Origin of the sequence: Clostridioides sp. ES-S-0006-03, assembly GCF_020662275.1 — a bacterium.
In the GTDB taxonomy this organism is placed as follows: Bacteria; Bacillota; Clostridia; order Peptostreptococcales; family Peptostreptococcaceae; genus Clostridioides.
Genome location: NZ_JADGMM010000005.1, coordinates 360787 through 379972 on the forward strand (window position 1 = coordinate 360787; position 19186 = coordinate 379972).

Annotated in this window: 16 protein-coding genes; 7 read left to right on the forward strand and 9 right to left on the reverse strand. The window is 27.5% G+C overall.

The window, feature by feature from the left end:
* Positions 1–26: 26 nt before the first annotated feature.
* The 4 genes from IR151_RS09670 to IR151_RS09685 form a co-directional block, all read right to left on the reverse strand.
* On the reverse strand, positions 27–1946 hold the full coding sequence (locus tag IR151_RS09670; protein WP_227434310.1) for an ABC-F family ATP-binding cassette domain-containing protein: 1920 nt from the start codon (positions 1944–1946) through the stop codon (positions 27–29).
* A 25-nt stretch (positions 1947–1971) separates the two neighbouring features.
* Positions 1972–2754, reverse strand: a complete 783-nt coding sequence (locus tag IR151_RS09675; RefSeq protein ID WP_227434311.1) for a M15 family metallopeptidase — start codon at positions 2752–2754, stop codon at positions 1972–1974.
* An 81-nt stretch (positions 2755–2835) separates the two neighbouring features.
* Complete coding sequence (locus IR151_RS09680) at positions 2836–4284, reverse strand: PLP-dependent aminotransferase family protein (protein ID WP_227434312.1); 1449 nt, start codon at positions 4282–4284, stop codon at positions 2836–2838.
* A 23-nt stretch (positions 4285–4307) separates the two neighbouring features.
* Complete coding sequence (locus IR151_RS09685) at positions 4308–5207, reverse strand: D-alanine--D-alanine ligase (protein WP_227434313.1); 900 nt, start codon at positions 5205–5207, stop codon at positions 4308–4310.
* A gap of 259 nt (positions 5208–5466) precedes the next feature.
* Here IR151_RS09685 and IR151_RS09690 point away from each other — a divergent pair, with 259 nt between their 5' ends.
* Entirely contained in the window at positions 5467–6723 is a 1257-nt protein-coding gene (locus IR151_RS09690) for a competence/damage-inducible protein A (RefSeq protein WP_227434314.1), read from the forward strand.
* Between the two features lie 69 nt (positions 6724–6792).
* Complete coding sequence (locus IR151_RS09695) at positions 6793–7572, forward strand: HAD family hydrolase (protein WP_227434315.1); 780 nt, start codon at positions 6793–6795, stop codon at positions 7570–7572.
* A gap of 193 nt (positions 7573–7765) precedes the next feature.
* On the opposite strand, the gene IR151_RS09700 is transcribed toward IR151_RS09695, so the two are convergent.
* Together IR151_RS09700 and IR151_RS09705 are read right to left on the reverse strand one after the other, a co-directional pair.
* A complete protein-coding gene (locus tag IR151_RS09700) occupies positions 7766–8350 on the reverse strand; it encodes a zinc dependent phospholipase C family protein (RefSeq protein WP_227434316.1) in 585 nt (194 codons plus the stop codon).
* Positions 8351–8549: 199 nt separating this feature from the next.
* A complete protein-coding gene (locus IR151_RS09705) occupies positions 8550–9971 on the reverse strand; it encodes a sigma-54 interaction domain-containing protein (RefSeq protein ID WP_227434317.1) in 1422 nt (473 codons plus the stop codon).
* A gap of 325 nt (positions 9972–10296) precedes the next feature.
* Between IR151_RS09705 and IR151_RS09710 the strand changes: the two genes are divergently transcribed.
* A complete protein-coding gene (locus IR151_RS09710) occupies positions 10297–11241 on the forward strand; it encodes a DMT family transporter (protein ID WP_227434318.1) in 945 nt (314 codons plus the stop codon).
* 153 nt (positions 11242–11394) lie between these two features.
* Here the strand turns inward: IR151_RS09710 and IR151_RS09715 are convergent, their stop codons facing one another.
* Together IR151_RS09715 and IR151_RS09720 are read right to left on the reverse strand one after the other, a co-directional pair.
* Positions 11395–12336 (reverse strand): TIGR01212 family radical SAM protein, encoded by a 942-nt coding sequence (locus tag IR151_RS09715; protein WP_227434319.1) that lies wholly within the window; start codon positions 12334–12336, stop codon positions 11395–11397.
* Between the two features lie 118 nt (positions 12337–12454).
* Complete coding sequence (locus IR151_RS09720) at positions 12455–13003, reverse strand: DUF308 domain-containing protein (protein WP_227434320.1); 549 nt, start codon at positions 13001–13003, stop codon at positions 12455–12457.
* Positions 13004–13155: 152 nt separating this feature from the next.
* Here IR151_RS09720 and IR151_RS09725 point away from each other — a divergent pair, with 152 nt between their 5' ends.
* Together IR151_RS09725 and IR151_RS09730 are read left to right on the forward strand one after the other, a co-directional pair.
* Positions 13156–13584, forward strand: coding sequence for a DMT family transporter (locus IR151_RS09725; protein WP_227434321.1), 429 nt, complete (start codon positions 13156–13158; stop codon positions 13582–13584).
* 90 nt (positions 13585–13674) lie between these two features.
* The gene (locus IR151_RS09730) at positions 13675–14325 is read left to right on the forward strand and encodes a diphthine--ammonia ligase (RefSeq protein ID WP_227434322.1); all 651 of its coding nucleotides are present in this window, start codon (positions 13675–13677) and stop codon (positions 14323–14325) included.
* A gap of 111 nt (positions 14326–14436) precedes the next feature.
* On the opposite strand, the gene IR151_RS09735 is transcribed toward IR151_RS09730, so the two are convergent.
* The gene (locus IR151_RS09735; protein ID WP_227434323.1) at positions 14437–15792 is read right to left on the reverse strand and encodes an MATE family efflux transporter; all 1356 of its coding nucleotides are present in this window, start codon (positions 15790–15792) and stop codon (positions 14437–14439) included.
* A gap of 948 nt (positions 15793–16740) precedes the next feature.
* Between IR151_RS09735 and IR151_RS09740 the strand changes: the two genes are divergently transcribed.
* Positions 16741–17028: a hypothetical protein gene (locus tag IR151_RS09740; protein WP_227434324.1), complete on the forward strand. Its 288-nt coding sequence runs from the start codon at positions 16741–16743 to the stop codon at positions 17026–17028.
* Between the two features lie 159 nt (positions 17029–17187).
* Positions 17188–19186 (forward strand): cell wall-binding repeat-containing protein (locus tag IR151_RS09745; RefSeq protein WP_227434325.1); only part of this gene is annotated, 1999 nt, incomplete at its 3' end.

Below are 19186 nucleotides of genomic sequence, written 5' to 3' on the forward strand. Positions count from 1 at the left end.
GGTTATTAAACTTAGATGTTTTAATATTATTTATTATTAGCTATTTCGTCAGCTAAATTATTTAGATATTCCCATCTTTCATATTTGTACTCAAGTTCTTTTTCCAATTTTGATTTTTCATCTAAAATTTCTTGAAGTTTAGTAAAATCAGTTGCAAATTTTGAAGTACTTTCATCAAGTTTTGCAATTTTAGATTCAAGTTTTTCTATGTCAGAATCAATATTTTCAAACTCTCTTTGCTCATTGTATGAGAATTTAAGTTTTTTATCATTTTTAGGTTTTTCTTTTTTTGGAGCAGTTGAATCATCATTTTTAAGTGATTCTTTTTTAGATTCTTCAAATTCAATTCCTTGAATCTCTCTATAAATAAGATAGTCACTATAATTACCTGTATAAATATGAATTTTTCCATTTCCTTCATATGCAAATATTTTATTACAGATTCTATCTAGGAAATATCTATCATGTGATACTGTAATTACTACACCTTTAAATTCATCAAGATATTCTTCTAATATTTTTAGTGTTTCTATATCTAAGTCGTTTGTAGGCTCATCCAAAAGAAGTACATTAGGAGCTGTCATAAGAATTCTAAGAAGGTGTAGTCTTCTTCTCTCACCACCAGACAGTTTGCCTATCAAAGTATACTGCATGGTACCATTAAAAAGGAATCTTTCACACATTTGAGAAGCTGTAATCCTAGTACCATCAGAAGTTTCTATATAATCACTAGCTTCTTTTACATAGTCTATAGCCCTTATGCCAATGTTCATATGAGAATCATCTTGAGAAAAGCAACCTATTTTTACAGTTTCTCCAATTGAGATATATCCACTATCAGGGGATAATTTCCCATTTATTATGTTTATTAGAGTTGATTTACCCATACCATTTTTACCTATTATGCCAATTCTATCTGTACGTGCTAAAGTATATTCTAAATTATCTATAACTGTAACTTCTTCAAAAGATTTAGATATATTGTGTATTTCTATTATTTTATTTCCAAGCCTACTTGAGGCAACCGATATATCAATATTTTCATCAGGTTTGAAAGAGTCTCTATTTACAAGTTCATCAAATCTTTGTAGACGAGCTTTTTGTTTTGTGCTACGAGCTTGAGCTCCACGTCTAACCCATGCAAGTTCTGTTCTAATTAAATTTTGTCGTTTATCCTCAATACTTGATTCTAATGCAAGTCTTTCCATTTTCTTTTCTAAAAATATTGAATAATTACCATCATAGCTAAATAATCTACCTTTGTCTAATTCAATTATTCTATTTGTAACACGGTCTAAAAAATATCTATCATGAGTTATCATAAGCAATGAACCTTTTCTTGAATTTAGGTATTCTTCAAGCCAATCGATGGTATCATTATCTAGATGGTTTGTTGGTTCATCTAGTATTAAAAGCTCACAAGGAGTAATAAGAGCTGAGGCTAGAGAAACTCTTTTTCTTTGACCACCAGAAAGTTCTATTATTTTTTGATTGAAATCATTTATACCAAGCTTTGTAAGTACAGATTTGGCTTCGCTTTCTAAATCCCAAAGGTTTAAAGCATCTATCTTCTCATGCATGGATAATAATTTTTTATTTAGTTCATCTGTAAAGTTAGAATTAAGTTTTTCTAAAGTTTCTTGGTATTTACCAAGGAGTTTTAATTCTTCTGAAGTTCCATTAAATACTTGTTCTAGAACAGTTGAATTTTCATCATAAGTTGGGTTTTGAGGAAGATATTCTACTCTAATACCATTAGCCTTTGTTATATTGCCAGTTTCACTTTCTTCAGTTCCTGCAATAATTTTAAGTAAAGTAGATTTACCAGTACCATTTACACCAATAAGTCCTATTTTTTCTCCATCATTGATACCAAGAGATATATTTTCAAGTAATTTTTTTTCAGAATAGCTTTTACTTATATTTTCCAATGTCATTAAATTCATATAATTCACCTTTATTTCTAATCTATTATTTTTCAAAATGTTGGTAGTCTGGGTTTTTCCAATATCCACCCCAACTCCAACCTCTGCTTACAAAAGCATTATAACAATCATCACCCTTTTTTATCATTCCAAATTTTAAAGCAGACCTATCTGCATAAACAGTGCTTACCTTAGGGCTAACATTGTCTCCAGAAACATGTGGGTTTTGTAATGGATTTATATCTATAGCACGTCCTTTACCATGATTTGAGACAGTATTTGTACCAGCTACAGTTCTATAACAAAATGCAGATGTATTATTATCAGACATAGATTTTTCATCTACAGCATCATAATCATCTATTAATTTAATTTTTTCAATTGGATATTTTTTTTCATATAACTCTTTAAAAATATCGACAACTTCTGAAGCTAGTTCACTATTTACTATCATCTCACCTTGATGAGTTTTTTCATCAAATCCGTAGTAGGTAAGTTGCAAGTAAGATAAACTATCAAATCCTATAGGTTCATCAGAAGGCATAGATTTACCAATCATTTTGTTTTTTATGTTATCTGGTATTGAAGAATATGAAAAAGTGGGCTTAATGTTGTTATCTTCCTGTTTTTTAGTAGAGTTTTGATTATTTTTAGAATCCTCTGTTGTATTGTTTTTATCTTGTATAGTTTCTTGACTTTTTATATTATCTTCTTTGTTGGATTTAGAGAAAAATATCTCATATATAGATAGTAAGGCAAGAAATAATACAGTTATTACAATTGTTAGCTTTAATTTATTAATCTTCTTTCGTTTTGACTTTTTACTCATATTATCCCCCATGTTAGATTCATATAAACTATATATATTATACCTCATAAAAATAAACTAGGCTAACAATATTTAGTTAACCTAGGACATTTCATCTATAGTTTCTCCTATTATTTTTATACCAGTTTCAATATCTTCAAAAGAGAGTCTCGAAAATCCAAGTCTTAAAGTGTCAGAACCAAAGCCATTTGTAAAAAATAAATCTCCAGGCATGAAGATAACATTTTTTTTGTAACATTTTTCTAATAGCTTTCTAGTATCTATATTCTTAAGCTTGATAAATATATGCAAACCACCATCACCTAAGATATATTCCGTTTGCATATATTTTTTTACACATTCATAGGCAAAGTTAAATTTATCCCCATAGAATTTACGTATTTTTTTTACGTATTTTTCAAATCCTCCATTACTTAAATAATCAAATAAAATACCTTGGTCTAAAAAAGATACATGTATATTTCTGCACCTTTTTACACTTTCTAACTTATCTATAACTTTTTTATCTGCAAAAATCCATCCAATTCTTATTCCAGGAAATAAAATTTTTGAAAAGCTACCAATATATACAACACCATTATTCATATTATCAAGAGAGCAGATGGGAAATATATGAGAACTATTGTAGAGTAATTCTTCATTAAATCCATCTTCTATAATTGCTATATTGTATTTTTTCATAAGATTATAGAATCTATATCTATTTTCAGGGGTCATTACAATCCCTGTTGGGTTGTGATAAGAAGGTGTAATATATGCAAATTTTATTTTATTTTTGTACTCAATTAAACGATTTTCGAGCATATTGAAATCTAGACCATTTTCAGATATATCCACACCTAAAATATTGAGATTGTGTGACTTCATAATTTTTATAGCCGTGTTGTGAGTAGGATTTTCACAAATTATATAGTCTCCTTCTTGAGTGAAAGAGGACATAATAATATCAAAGCCTTCTGTAAATCCATTTGTAATTAATATATCTTTGTTATTAATATCAACGCCCTTATTTGTCATATATTCAAGCAAATAGTCAATAAGAGGTTTATAACCTTGTGCATATCCATAGTTAAGTAGTTTGTGACCTTCTAATGAGATTCTATTTAAAAAAGATTTTTTTAATTCCTCCATATCAAATAAATCTCCATCAGGAGATATACTTTTAAATGATATTAGGTTAGAGCTCCAAGGTATTTCGCTTTTTATAATATCTAATTCATTAGCTTTTTTAGAGTATGTATTCTCTAAACAATCCCAATTTAAAGACCATGTAGTGTTTGAAGATTTATTTTTTGAATTAACAAATGTACCTTTTCCTGAAACAGAGTAGATTAAGCCCTCTGATTTTAGTTCTTCATAAGTTAAGACTATGGAATTTCTACTAACTTGTAAAAGCTGACTAAGCTCCCTTGTAGAAGGGAGCTTACTATTGTCTGGAATTAATCCTTTTGATATCATATCACTTATATAATTTTTAATTTGTATATAAATTGGTTCACTATCATTTAATCTTAGATTTGAAAATATCAAATTACCACCTCAAATTGTATTATCTAATTTAAAGAGTATTCTATAAGTTTATCTAATAATTGGCTATACTCAAGACCTTTAGCAGCGGCACTTCTAGGTATTAAACTAGTTTTAGTCATGCCAGGAAGAGTATTTAGCTCAAGAACATAAGGAATACCTTCACTTATAATCATATCAACTCTTACATATGCTTTGCAATTAAAAATTTTCCAACAAGTCTCAGAAATCTCATTTACTCTTTTTTGAAGTTCATCATCTAAATAAATAACTTCTTCTTTTGCTCCTTTTTCAAGTGAGTATTTAGCTTCATAATCAAAGAATCCTGAGTCTGATTTTATAGATATAGTAGGAAATACTTCGCCATTTAATATGAATGAAGTATATTCTCCACCTGGTATATATTTTTCAATCATTACAAACTCATCAACTTCTAAACCTTTATGAACTGCTTCTTCAACTTCATCTTTGGAATGGATGAAGAATGTAGCAACACTTGAACCTCCTGAATTTGGTTTTATAAATACTGGATAGCCTATTTTGTCTATCTCATCATAATTTATTTCATCAATTGATTTTACTAAAGCCCATGGAGCAGTAGGAAGGTCTGAATCTCTAAGCATTTTTTTAGTGATGTTTTTGTCCATACACATTCCACTACAAAGAGGTCCACATCCAGAATATGGTATATCCATAGTCTCAAGTACTGACTGAATGCATCCATCTTCACCAAATTTCCCATGTAGTGCTAGTACTGCAAAATCTGTATCTTCTGGTATTTTTGTAAATATATCTTTTTTATCATCTATTATCACCTTTACAACATCGTATTTACTTTTATCAAGATTATTATATATTTCTTTTCCTGAATTTAAAGAAACTTCTCTCTCTGATGATATTCCACCCATTATAACTGCTATTTTCATATTATACACTCCTATTTTAAATTTTATTATTTTTAAATTAAATTTTTTAATTTACTTACTTAATTATATGAATTAATGGTTGATGATGAAAGTACCACTACATGTGAAGTTTATATTATGTGTGGTTTTAGAGTGATAATCTAACTTACAGATAGATTTGAATGATTTTTTAACTTTATTTATATCATTATTTTTGCTAAAATTAGTGGTATGAACTTAAGACTAGTCTTAGTGGCTATAAATCAAGGAGTGATAAAATTTGAAAGCAGAAATAATAAGTGTAGGAACAGAGATACTGTTGGGAGATATAGTAAATACAAACTCTCAATTTTTAGCTAAAGAACTTGCAGCATTGGGAATAGAAGTATACCATCAAAGTACAGTTGGAGATAATAAGCAAAGACTCTTAGAATGTTTTGATGAAAGCTTAAAAAGAAGTGATTTAGTAATTACTACAGGAGGTCTTGGACCAACTGGTGATGATATGACAAAAGAAACTGCAGCAGAGTATTTTGGACAGGAATTAGAATTACATAAACCATCATTAGAAGTCTTAGAATCATTCTTTGTTAAAACAGGAAAAAAAATGGCCGAAAATAATATGAAACAAGTATATTTTCCAAAGGATGCTATAGTATTAAAAAATAATAATGGAACAGCACCAGGAGCTATTTTAAAGAAAGATGATAAAAGTATAATAGTACTACCTGGACCTCCAAGAGAAATGAAGGCAATGTTTAATGAAAGTGTCAAACCTTACCTACAACAATTTACAAAGGAAATGCTAGTATCAAAAACTTTAAGATTGTATGGAATAGGGGAGTCAAACCTAGAATTGGAAATTTTAGATATAATTGATGAACAAACTAATCCAACAGTTGCTTTGTATGCAAAGGAATTAGAAGTTACAATAAGAATAACTGCAAAAGCTGAAAATGAAGAACAAGCTTTTGAATTTATAAGACCAGTAGAAGAAAAGATAAAGGACAGAGTAGGTAAATATGTATATACTGAAGGAGATATTTCAGTATCTGAAGGAGAGTCTGCATTAGAAGATGCTGTTTCTAAGCTTCTTGTAGAAAAAAACTTAACAATAGCAGTGGCTGAATCTTGTACTGGAGGTTTGGTATCTTCATCTCTTATAAACTACCCAGGAATATCTTCTGTATTTCTTGAAGGATGTGTAACATATTCTAATGAAGCCAAAATGAAAAGATTGGGAGTAAAAAAAGAAACTTTAGAAGACTTTGGAGCAGTAAGTGAACAAACAGCAATAGAAATGGCTGAGGGCGTTGCTAAAGGGCTTGGAGCTAATATAGGTATATCTACAACTGGAGTAGCTGGACCTGGTGGAGGAACTGAGGAAAAGCCTGTAGGGTTGGTTTATACTGCAATATATATAAATGGAAAAATAATAATGAAAAAAAATATATTTAATGGAGATAGAAGAAAAATAAGATTGAGAGCTACTAGAGATTTACTTAATGAGTTGAGAATACAATTAGAAAAACTTTAAACTATTGTGATATTGATTATATTTAAAGTATTGGTATAATATAAAATCATTTTTGGAGGCTTTTAATTTATGATAAAACATATATTTTGTGATTTAGATGGAACTTTATATGAAAATGGAGCTATAACAAAAGAAGATATAGTAGCAATTGAGGAAATAGAAAAAAGAGGAGTACAGTTTAATGTTGCTACAGGTAGAGTTTTCAAACAGGCTCGTGATATTATCGAAGGGAGCTTAGATATGAATGGCTATTATATATGTGAAAATGGTGCATTTATACATGATAAAGATTATAATGTGATTTTTAAGCAAACTATAGATGATAAATTAGTAAAAAAAGTTATTGATAGATTTGAATCAACTGATGCACAATTGTATTTTAAATATAAAGGAGATGTAATTGTAGATAGTGACACAACAGCTTTTAGACATTATTCTAGCGATTTTATAGTGGACCCCGATTTTGAGAAAAGAGATAGTTTTGATAATCTTATAGGCAATATTGGTATATGCTCTGAAAATTTAGAAGAGTTGTCTAGAATAGAATTATATTTAAAAAGTGAGTTTAGTGAAGTGTTGGAAATATATTTTTCTAGTACTTATACTTTAAACATAGTTCCTAAAAGTGTATCGAAAAGAGGTAGCATAGAACATGTAATAAAAACTCTAAATGTAAGTCCAGATGAAGTTGCTACTATTGGAGATTCTCCAAATGATATTTGTATGTTAGAGGGATTTAAATATAGTTTTGTAATGTCAAAGGCAAGAGAAGAAGTAAAACAAAGTGCAAATTATGTAGTAGATAGTGTAAAAAGTGCTATAGATGCTATCATAAAAATAAACAGTTAGATATAAGATTGATGAGAAGTAATAAAAAATTAGTAAATTATTTTTGTTTGTTGATTTACTAATTAATCAATTTTATAAGGTATTACCTATTCAGTATAAAAAAATGACTGTTCAGTAGAATTATAAAACTAGATTTTATATTCTGTAGAGCAGTCATTTTGATTATATTAATTGTCAGTTTAAAATTCTTAAGTTAACCACAATTTGCTATATGGTATGATTTTATTGTATTAGATAAAATAGAATCTAATATATAATTTATAACACTATTGCAAGTATACGCTGAAAATTTTAAATCATTCATATAGTCGCTTTTCTTTTTGTATTCATTGTAAAGTTTAACAAAAAATTTTTCAAATCCACTATTTATAGTATTACCTTTAATTTTAGATAAATCAACATCCTTTGCAAATGCTCCAAGTTCTCTTTCATAAGTAACATGTTTATTCAAACTATGCTTAAATTCCCAGCGTTCACTATGAGCTAAGCAGAAAAAATCGCATAAAAAGTGGCAGATAACACCAAGCTCTTGACTAAGTCTACTTACTGAAAAATATTTAGAAACACTGTCTATAGTAAGACTGCACAGATATTTTATTTTAGAAGCAATCATATTAAATGATTCATCCATATAATGTTTTTTTAATTTATATTTAGAAAAAGCATCTGGCTTTATATTACCATATATAAAATTTTTTTCGCTTATAAAGAATGTTTTATTTTCATCTATATTATTAAGTATCGATTTTGCCATAATAAAATGGGTATTCATTAACATATTTACACCTCGTATAGTTTATTAGACTTATTAAATATATTATTATGATATGATATTTATGATAAAAGTTTAATGGTAAATATATGAAATTAAGTCAATCACATTTATTTAAATAATTTCAACCATATTCATAATACCAGTAATTGGCGAAATTTACAACATGTAAATAATGTTAAGTTTTTATTTATCAAATTTAAAATTAAGTATTAGTATACTTTCTAATTAGCCTATTAGCCTTGGATTGAGAAATTTCAAGTTGTCTAGCTACTTTATAAGAACTACCAAATTTCTCATAAGCATCCAAAATTACATTTTTTTCATACTCCATAATCAAGGTGTCAAAGTTTTTGTTTTTATAATCAATATGTAGAGAATTATCTACATTGGTTGTGTATGTTGGAGGGTTATTTCCATAATTTACAATATTTACATTTTTAGTGAGTATACTTGGTAAATCGTCTGTTGTTATATGATTATCTCTACAAGTAAGTAAGATTTTTTGAATTATATTCTGTAACTCTCTTATATTACCTGGAAATCTGTAGTTTGCAATAATACTTATAGCTTCTTTTGAAATTGTCTTGTTTAGATTAAAGTCACTTGAATATCTATTAAAATAATATTTTATAATCTCTACTAAATTATCCTTTCTTTCTCTAAGTGGAGGGAGTTTTATTTCTATAACATTTAATCTATAATATAAATCTTCTCTAAATTTTTTTTCTTTTACTTTAGAAATTAAGTCAGCATTTGTAGCGGATATAATTCTTATGTCAACTTTTTTATTTTTTAAACTTCCGACTGGAGTAAAAGTCCTATCTTGTATCAATTGTAAAAATTTTGCTTGTAGATTTTGTGGTATATCACCTATTTCATCTAAAAAAAGAGTTCCTCCGTTAGCCAATTCTACAAGACCAACTTTACCTTTGGTACTTGCACCTGTAAAAGCACCTGAAGTATATCCAAAAAGTTCAGATTCAAGTAGTTGTGGAGATATGGTTGCACAGTTTATAGTTATAAATGGACCACTTGACCTGTTGCTATTGTGATGTATATATCTAGCAAGTGAACTCTTTCCTGTTCCAGATTCTCCTAATAATAGTACACTTACATCAGTTTTAGAAACATGGTTGACTGTATTCATAATAGGTCTCATAACTATGCCATCCATAATTACTGTATCTTCAATCCGAAGAGCAGTTCTATATAGTGTTTCCACTTCAGATTTGTATTTTTTTACTTGTTTCTTTGTATCTTCAAGTTTATTTTTTATATTATTAAGTTCGGTTATATCTCTACAATTTTCAACAGTGAATTCTAGTTCACCATTCTCATCAAATACAGGACTTGCAGTTATAATAAGTTTTTTTCCTGTTTGAGTATCTTGTTCAAGTGAAAATTTAGACTTTGTTCTCAATACTACTGGTATGGGGCTTTTTGTTGAATATCCAGATTCCTCTAAGAAAGAAACATTTTTTCCTAAAATATCTTCTTTTTTTAGACCATAATTTTCTTCAAATGCCTTATTACAATATATTATTATACCTTTATCATCAGATGCACATATTTCGTCATGAGAAGCCTCTAATATTTTTTTATAAAACTCTAAATCTAAATCCATTTTCCCTATTGTCCCCCTAAATTTTTAATGATATATTAAAATATATTTAATTTATTAAATATAATTAAAAGTATAATCTTTATATAATACATAAACTTCAGTCTATTTTAACTTTGAATAAGTTATATATAACTTATTTTACAATTAAAGCGAGTCTAAATCAACTTAAAATATACTTGAAATAACTATAGAAAAGTTGAAAAACTAGTAATATTGTTGCAAATTCTAAGTTTTTAGTGTCGATATAAATAAAATAAAAGTGGCATGGTTTTTGCTTGATAAAAATGATGTGTATTGACTAAATAATAGTAGAGGGGTATTTAAGATGGGAGAAAAAAGTAAAGGGTATGTATTTATAGCAACAGCAGGAATCTTATGGGCTACACTTGGGTTGTTTGGAAAGTTTCTGATGGGAAGTGGATTGACATCAGAACAAGTAGCATTTACAAGATTATTTTTTGGATTTATAGTTTTAGGTGTTTATTCAGCTATAAGAACACCACATATTTTGAAAATAAACAAAAGAGGAATTATTTATTCAGTAATAATAGGAATTATATGTCAAGCTATGTTTAATTTATGTTACTTTAAAGCTATTGATACTGTAGGTGTATCTGTAGCAGCAGTTTTACTGTATACATCGCCATTGTTTTTGGCTGTATTTTCAAAATTTTTTTATAAAGAGAGTATTACTAGAAGTAAAATATTTTCGCTGATTTTTTGCTTTATTGGAGCTATTATGGCAGTAACTGGTGGAAGTTTAAATTTTCAAAACTTAAGTACTATGGGATTATTGCTTGGAATATTATCTGCAATAGCGTATGCACTTATGCCAACTATTAGTAAGAATGCCTTAAAAGAATTTTCAAGTTCAACAATATTAGTTTACAGCTTTTTATTTGGAGCGATATTTATGATTCCTTCTGCTAGACCATGGGAAATATTAACCTATGCTAAAGATTTAAATATTTTATCTTGTATGTTGATGTTGGGGGTTGTTCCAGCGGCACTTGCATATATTTTTTATGCAGCAGGTATATCTAAAGGTGTAGAGTTATCTGTTGCAGGTGTTGTAGCATCAGTAGAATTAGTTGGCTCTGTTATAATTGGATGCACTATGCTAGGAGAAAGTTTTTCTATAGGAAAGCTGTTTGGAGTGATGTTAATGTTGATATCAGCTGTAATAGCACTTAATCTTTCTTATGATGGAATAAAAATGTTCTATAAGTCTAATAAATTAAAACAAACTGAGAAAACAGAAAGTATTTAAGAATATGTATTTTGTCCTTATATATTTATATAGGGGTATTTTTCATTGTAATTTTTAATATGAAATTTGCTTTGTAAACAATAAAATAACTATAGATAGATTTATGTTTATATAAAGCTATCTATAGCTATTATGTTATCTTTAATCATTTATTTAATCTTGAATAAATTTACAACCTTGATAGGAGTTGCGAGATTTTAATGTATCATCAATTTGATTTAAAATCTCCCATTTTTTTAAACTCCATAAAGGTCCAACCAGTTCATCTCTTTTACCATCGCCAGTAAGTCTATGAATTATCATAGTTTCAGGTAATATTTCTAGTTGGTCACAAACAAGATTAATGTATTCATCTTGGTTCATAAGAGTTAACATCCCATTTTGAAGCATTTTCTCCATAGGAGTATCTTTTATAACATGTAATAGATGTATTTTTATACCATCCACATTCATTTTGCCGACTGCCTTAGCAGTTTCCATCATCATATTATAATCTTCACCAGGTAGACCATTTATAATGTGTACAACTACTTTTATATTTTTAGCCTTTAATTTTTCAACACCTTCAACAAATGCTTTATAATCATGTCCTCTATTTATAATTTTAGATGTAGAATCATGAATTGTCTGAAGTCCAAGTTCAACCCATAGATTAGTTCTTTTATTAAGTTCAGATAGATAATCAACTACATCATCTGGTAAACAGTCAGGTCTTGTTGAGATTGAAAGGCCTATAACATCATCAAGAGATAGTATAGTTTCATATTTATCTTTTAAAACCTCAAGAGGTGCATAAGTATTTGTATAAGCTTGAAAGTAGCCAATATATTTAGCATGAGGCCATTTTTTTAACATCATTTCTCTTATATTATAAAATTGATTAATAAGATTATCCTTAGGATTTCCAGCAAAGTCGCCTGAACCTTCTTTACTGCAATAAGTACAACCACCATAGCCAATACTTCCGTCAATATTTGGGCAAGTAAATCCTGCATTTATTGATACTTTAAAGACTTTTTCTCCAAATGTATTTCTAAGGTAGTAATTCCAAGTATGATATCTTTTATTATCAAAAGCATATTTAAATTTATCCAAAGTAATCACCTATTTCTAATAAAATTGTACATTAAATTTGTACAAAAAACATATTACCACAAATAGGTGACTTAAACAAATTCTATTTTAAGTAATGAAGAATAAAGCAACAAAATAATTAATACTTTCTAGATTTGTTTCCAGAAAAAAATAGAGCAAGTCCAAATAATATTATAAAAAATGACATTATTGAGACTATAAATCTAGATAAAAATAGTGGTGACAATATAAGGCATATACCAAATAAAGTTTTAACTATATTCCAAGTTGTAAACTTAGAATATGGATTATTTTTACTATTTACAAACACTACGAGTTGATTAAAAATTAAATAAAAGCCCAAAAGTAATGAGAAAATACTCTGTATTTTTTGAGGAAATATAAAAAGTAATATACATGTAATTATTAGAATCCATTGAACATTGGTAGATGGTTTAATTTCTTCTTTAGTAGCATATCTTTTTAACTCATTAATGTTTTTAAGATTTAAATATGCAAAGAATAAAAGTGCAACTCCAAAAGTCCAAGAAATTAATTTTATACCTAGAGTCTTAAACGTAAGGCACAAGAATCCCAATATAACAAGTAACACTCCCATTATCATAAATTTAGTAGCATTTTCCTTTTTATTAAAGTTATCAAAATTGATATTAAAATTTGTATACATAAAATCACCTCCAAAATCAATAGAACAATTATAACAGAAATTTATACTCAAATAAAGCCACATAGTATAAAAATAAAACTCTAGTTAGTAATTAATTAATAGGTTGTATCATAAACTCTTATTAATAGAATTATATAGGAGGAGGTTTGTCCATGACAAAATTATGGGCAATAATATTTGCATTATTGGCGGGTGGGTCTACTGCTCTTGAAGCTTTTATAAATGGAGAATTAGGTAAGAGTACAACAGCATTGGTTGCCACCTTTATAAGTTTGACTGTAGGAGCAATATTTTTTCTTGCAAGTATAATAGTTGCTGGAGATTTAAAATGTTTAGTATCTTTAAATGGTTTTAATTATAAGTTATTGCTAGGAGGAGTATTTGGAGGGCTAATAATATATTTTACAGTAAAAGCAATTCCAAACTTAGGGGTATCAAATACACTTATATTAACACTTGTATCTCAAGTTCTAATCGGTTTTTTTATTGATAGTGTGATTTTGGGACAAGAAACAATGCATTTATACAAATACATAGGGGTTATACTTTTAATTTTAGGTACATTCTTTATAGTAAACTAATGATTTAAAATACTATATAATTTGCTATATAACTTAAAAATTTGGTATAATTAGGATAGTAAGTAAAGTTAAAAGAAAGAGGTGTTAGGAATGGCTGATGAAAAATTTGTAATGTCATTTAGTGGTGGTAAAGATAGTATATTAGCATTAAATAGAATGTTGGAAAAAGGATATAAGCCTGTGGCACTCTTGACAACTATAAGTGAAGAACATGGAAAATCATGGACTCATAACTTAGAGCATAAGATGCTTAAACAAGTAAGTGATAGTATTGGGCTACCTCTGTTAGTTGCTGAATGTGGAGTAGAAGGATATGAAGAGAGTTTTGAGAGAGCTTTAATAAAAGCTAAAAACATGGGAGCAACAATATGTGCATATGGAGATATAGATATAGAAAGTCACAAAAAGTGGGACTCTGACAGATGTGATGCAGTTGGTATGAAGGTAGAACTACCATTGTGGCAAGAAAGTAGAGAGGAATTGGTATATGAATTTATAGATAGTGGATTTTGTAGTGTCATAACAAAAGTAAACTTAAAGCATTTAGGAGAGGAATTTCTAGGAAAAAAATTAACCAGAGAACTTGTGAAAAAGATAAAAGAAACAGGCTCAGACCCATGTGGAGAGCATGGAGAATATCATACATTTGTAGTAGATGGGCCAGTATTTAGAACTCCTGTAGAATATGAAGTAAAAGGAAATGTAATAAAAGATGGTTATGGTTATTTAGAAATAAAATAAGTACATAAATAAAATACCTATTATACAATCTTAATGTATGCAAAGTATTGATGTTTGCAAGATTGTATAATAGGTATTCTGTATTTTATATATTATTATTGCTACTTTTGTTTAAGCTATTTTTTTTAGACTAGAATCTAATGTAGAAAAATTCTTCTTTAAGAAAATTATTGATGCAATAAGGCATATAAATTCAGAAACAATAGTAGTCATCCATATTCCTTGACCACCAAACATTAGTATCATTACAATTAAACTTAGAGAGACGATTATAAGACCTCTACCAAGAGATATAACTGTAGAAATTGATGGTTTTTCTACTGAAACAAAGAATCCTGAAATTATTACATTAAATCCAACTAACAAGAATGATATAGAGAATATTTTAAATACACGAACCCCTTCATTGAATAATATAGTTTCTTCTGGGTGAATAAACAGAGAAACTATTGGTTCTGAAAAAGTCATACAGATTGCAAATACAGCTATTGAAGCTATTATTGTAGCTTTTACACCCATCTTCAATAATTTCTTTACATTATCTATGTTTCCTGCACCATAATAAAAACTAGTAAGTGGTTGCATACCCTGAGTGATACCCATCATAGTCATAAGAACCAATGTGTTTATATAGTTTATAACACTATAATAAATAAGCGCATTTTCTCCTATATATTTAGTAAGACTCAAGTTAAAAAGTAAAACAACTATACCGCAGCTTAATTCAGTAGTTGAATCAGGGAAACCTATAAAGAGAATTTTTCTAAGTGTCTTAAAATTAACCTTAAATTTAGAAAAATTCAAAGTTGAGTTTTTTCTAAAAAAGTGTATTAAGAAAAAAACAGTAGAAAAAACTTGAGATAAACCAGTCGCAATACCAGCACCCTTTACACCCCATCCAAACTCTATTACAAATAAATAATCTAGTATGATGTTTGTAAGGGCTGATATTATAACACCAACAGTAGCCAATATTGGGAATCCATCAGTTTTTATTATAACTTCTAAAGAATAGGAGACTATAAAGAAACCATTAAAAAATATTATTATTCCTAGGTAGTCTTTAACCATACCAATTGTAGATTCTGTGGCACCTAAAAATAGTGCCAATCTATCTAAGTTAAAAAAGGTTACTGCCAATATAATTAATGATAGTATAATTATTGATACTAAATTAAATGAAAAAACTTCATTTGCAGATTTGATATCTTTTTTTCCTAGATAAATTGCGATTATAGTAGATGCACCAGTTGAAAATAACAAAGAAACCGCAAATATAAAATTAATAAAAGGCATAGATATATTAACAGCAGCTAAGGCTAATTCTCCAACTCCTTTACTTACAAATATTCCATCAACCATTGTATATAATGAGAAAACCCACATTGCAACTACAGATGGAGCTAAGTATTTAAAAAACCTTTTGCCCAAACTTATGTTTTCGTCTATAGATATTTTTGTATCCATTTATTATCACTCCTTGTAAAGCTATTATAAAAATTATGAAACTATTAATTAATAATTTTATTTATTACTAATATAGATGATAAACTATAGTATAGTACCAATGTCAACAGCAAATAGCAAATAATTATAAATTTTATTAAACAATAGTGATTTTAAATGTTTTATAAGTAAATTGTATTATCTACATTACTGACATTTAACTGACAAATAGAAAAAAAGTATTTTAACTGACCATCTAAGTGATACAGCTTTACCAAAATGCAATCCAAGAGTTAGCATCAGAAAAATTGGTATACCTATAAGGATATTTTTCTATTTTTCTAATAACAATTGTGCTTCTTGTTTTGTATAAAACTTAGAATTTAAATTATTTATTTTGCTTGGAGTTGCACCAATATTAGTGGATATATTTTAAATGATTCAAAGCCTACAGCAATGTTAATTGAAAGTTTTTTCTGTGACAATAAAGAAGATTATTAGAGAACTAAAAAACTTGGATATGAAAGTATGGCCAAGTTAATTGTAGAAGGTATATTAAATAAGAGTATTGTAAATAATGATGTGAAGGAAATGTATAAACAATTGTTTATAGTGGTGATGATAAAGTATCAGCAGACATTTTAGGACTATATTACAAGAGAGTAAAAGAAAGTTATCTAGTTACAGATATAGAAGCCTATAAGCCACATTAAACACAAAATCTGTATGTAATTGGTGGAGTAACTTGCAATAAAATAAAAGAAATGAGTAAGATTATAGGAAAAAAATTCACTCAGATATATGACAATGATGTGTGGTCTACAATGGATAAGGCTAGAGAGTTTGTAAAAGCCAAATTATAGATTTAATATTTTATTATAAATAATTATGAAAAATATGGAAAATATGTTTAATATGATTTTGATTAAGGTATAAATTTAATAAATAGAATGATAAGGGGTGGATAAGATGTTAATAAATGATAAGAGTTTTTATCCAAATAATATTTATCCAGCGATAGACTTTCTCAAGATAAAAAGACAATTAAAATCAATATACAAGAATGATTTATCAGATTGTGGAAGCATATGTATAATAGAAAGAAAAGAATATTCTATAAGTATAAATAGTATAGGTGAGATAAATATATATTATGATTTAGAGTATGAAAATAAGATACAAAGTATAGTTAACGAGATTGAGCAGTTATTCAAGTCTCAAGTTGAAAATTTTAGTATATCAAAACTTAAGAATTGATGATTAGAAGGTAGCAATTAAAATAGTTGTTACCTTCTTTGTCTATAAACAATAAAAATTATTTGAAGATTAGGATATTAATTTCAAAGTTTATTTCGAAATTTTATAATATGTGCTACAATTCAATTGAATAAATATTACTTTAATTGAGGTGTGGGGATGAAAACTTTAAGTAAAAAAGCAGTTATTTTATCACTTTCATTGGTAGTTGTATCACCTTTAGTACATGATATAAATGCACAAGATATTGAGAAGAATATGGAAGTTAGATATGAAGCAAGGCAAATTAATAACTTAGAAAATATGACAATGGAAGAAGCCTTTCCTGATGAAAATTTTAGAAAAGTAATTTGTGATAAATTAGGTATTTTGGATGATGGGAATCCTATTGGAACTTCGAAAAAAGCGATTATAGAATCTACAAAAGATTTAATATTAGGAAGCAAATCAATAGAAAATTTATCAGGAATTAATTATTTTATTGGGTTAGAAAATTTTAGTTGTAGAGGAAATCAGTTAACTAATCTAGATTTAAGTAACAATATAAATTTAAAAGAATTGTATTGTAATGAAAATCAGTTAACAAGTCTAGACTTAAGAAATAATAAAGAGTTAATAACAGTACATTGTGGGGAAAATAATCTAACAAACTTAGTTATAGAAAATTCTAAATTAGAAAAATTGAACTGTAGAAAAAATAATTTGAAAAACTTAGATATAACTAAAGCAACTAATCTGACAACTCTTTTATGCTTTGAAAATGAATTGAGTAGTTTGAATTTGTCTAAGAATCAGAAATTAAAAATTTTAAAGTGTGAGTATAATAATTTAAATACTTTAGATGTATCTACAAATTTAGAATTACAAGATTTAAACTTTTCATTTAATCAATTAACAAATATAAATTTAGATAATAATAAAGAACTTCTTAAGTTAAGTTGTCAAAATAATAAATTGCAGAGTTTAAATTTGAAAAACCATGAAAAACTTGTAAAAATATATTGTAATCAAGAAAAATTAAGTAATCTAAATATCGAAAATTGTATTAATTTAGAAGATTTAACTTGTAGTGAAAGTAATCTACAGGATTTATATATAAGCAGCAATAAGAATTTAAAATATCTAGATTGTGCAGGAAACAAATTAACAAATTTGAATATAGGGAATAATATAGAACTTATAGAATTATATTGTTATGGTAATGAGATAAATGTTTTGGATATAAGTAAAAATATTGACTTGGAGAATTTAACTTGTTATAAAAATAAATTAGATAGTTTAAATACAAGTAAAAATAAAAATATTAAATACTTAATTTGTGCACAAAATGAATTAGTAAATTTAAATCTTTCTGATAATGTGGAACTTGTTACATTAAACTGTCAAAAAAACCAATTAACAAATTTAGATGTAAACAAAAACGGTAAGATAAGAAATTTAGATTGTTCACAAAATGAATTAACCAGTTTAGATGTAAGTAGTAATGTCCTTATGAGTCTTTTAAATTGTTCGCAAAATAAATTAACCAGTTTAGATGTAAGTAATAATGTCCTTATGAGAAGTTTAAATTGTTCACAAAATGAATTAACTAGCTTGGATGTAACGAAAAACACAGAACTTGATAGGTTGTATTGTAGAGAAAATAGATTAACCAGTTTAGATGTAAGCAAAAACACAAAATTAGAAGAGTTAGATTGGTCAAATCAAAAAAAATCAACATCAGGAGGAAATTCGTCAGGGGGTGGAGGAGGTTCATCATCCACAAATGAAGAGTCTTCTAAACCTAGCACAGCAACTTCAAACTCAAAACTAGTTGGTTCAGACAGAAATGAAACATCAGTAAAAATAAGTCAAAAAGGATGGAATAAAGCTGATAATATAGTGTTAATAAATGATTCTAGTATATCTGATGCCTTATCAGCAACACCATTTGCCAAGTCTAAAGATGCACCAATACTGCTTACTAAAAATGATAGTTTAAATAAATTAACAGAAAAAGAAATAAAGAGATTAGAAGTAAAAAATGTGTACATAGTAGGTGGATTAAAGTCTGTAGGTGAAAAAGTAGTATCTGATTTAAAGACAAAGGGATTAAATGTAATTAGGATATCTGGAAATGATAGATACGAAACATCAATAAATCTTGCAAAAGAATTAG

Coding starts and splice junctions, on each gene's coding strand:
- IR151_RS09720 (WP_227434320.1), bottom strand. CDS start 13,003: ATGTATACAAATTTTAATATCAATTTTGATAACTTTAATAAAAAGGAA.
- IR151_RS09730 (WP_227434322.1), top strand. CDS start 13,675: ATGGCTGATGAAAAATTTGTAATGTCATTTAGTGGTGGTAAAGATAGT.
- IR151_RS09695 (WP_227434315.1), top strand. CDS start 6,793: ATGATAAAACATATATTTTGTGATTTAGATGGAACTTTATATGAAAAT.
- IR151_RS09685 (WP_227434313.1), bottom strand. CDS start 5,207: ATGAAAATAGCAGTTATAATGGGTGGAATATCATCAGAGAGAGAAGTT.
- IR151_RS09670 (WP_227434310.1), bottom strand. CDS start 1,946: ATGAATTTAATGACATTGGAAAATATAAGTAAAAGCTATTCTGAAAAA.
- IR151_RS09700 (WP_227434316.1), bottom strand. CDS start 8,350: ATGTTAATGAATACCCATTTTATTATGGCAAAATCGATACTTAATAAT.
- IR151_RS09710 (WP_227434318.1), top strand. CDS start 10,297: ATGGGAGAAAAAAGTAAAGGGTATGTATTTATAGCAACAGCAGGAATC.
- IR151_RS09735 (WP_227434323.1), bottom strand. CDS start 15,792: ATGGATACAAAAATATCTATAGACGAAAACATAAGTTTGGGCAAAAGG.
- IR151_RS09675 (WP_227434311.1), bottom strand. CDS start 2,754: ATGAGTAAAAAGTCAAAACGAAAGAAGATTAATAAATTAAAGCTAACA.
- IR151_RS09725 (WP_227434321.1), top strand. CDS start 13,156: ATGACAAAATTATGGGCAATAATATTTGCATTATTGGCGGGTGGGTCT.
- IR151_RS09705 (WP_227434317.1), bottom strand. CDS start 9,971: ATGGATTTAGATTTAGAGTTTTATAAAAAAATATTAGAGGCTTCTCAT.
- IR151_RS09740 (WP_227434324.1), top strand. CDS start 16,741: ATGTTAATAAATGATAAGAGTTTTTATCCAAATAATATTTATCCAGCG.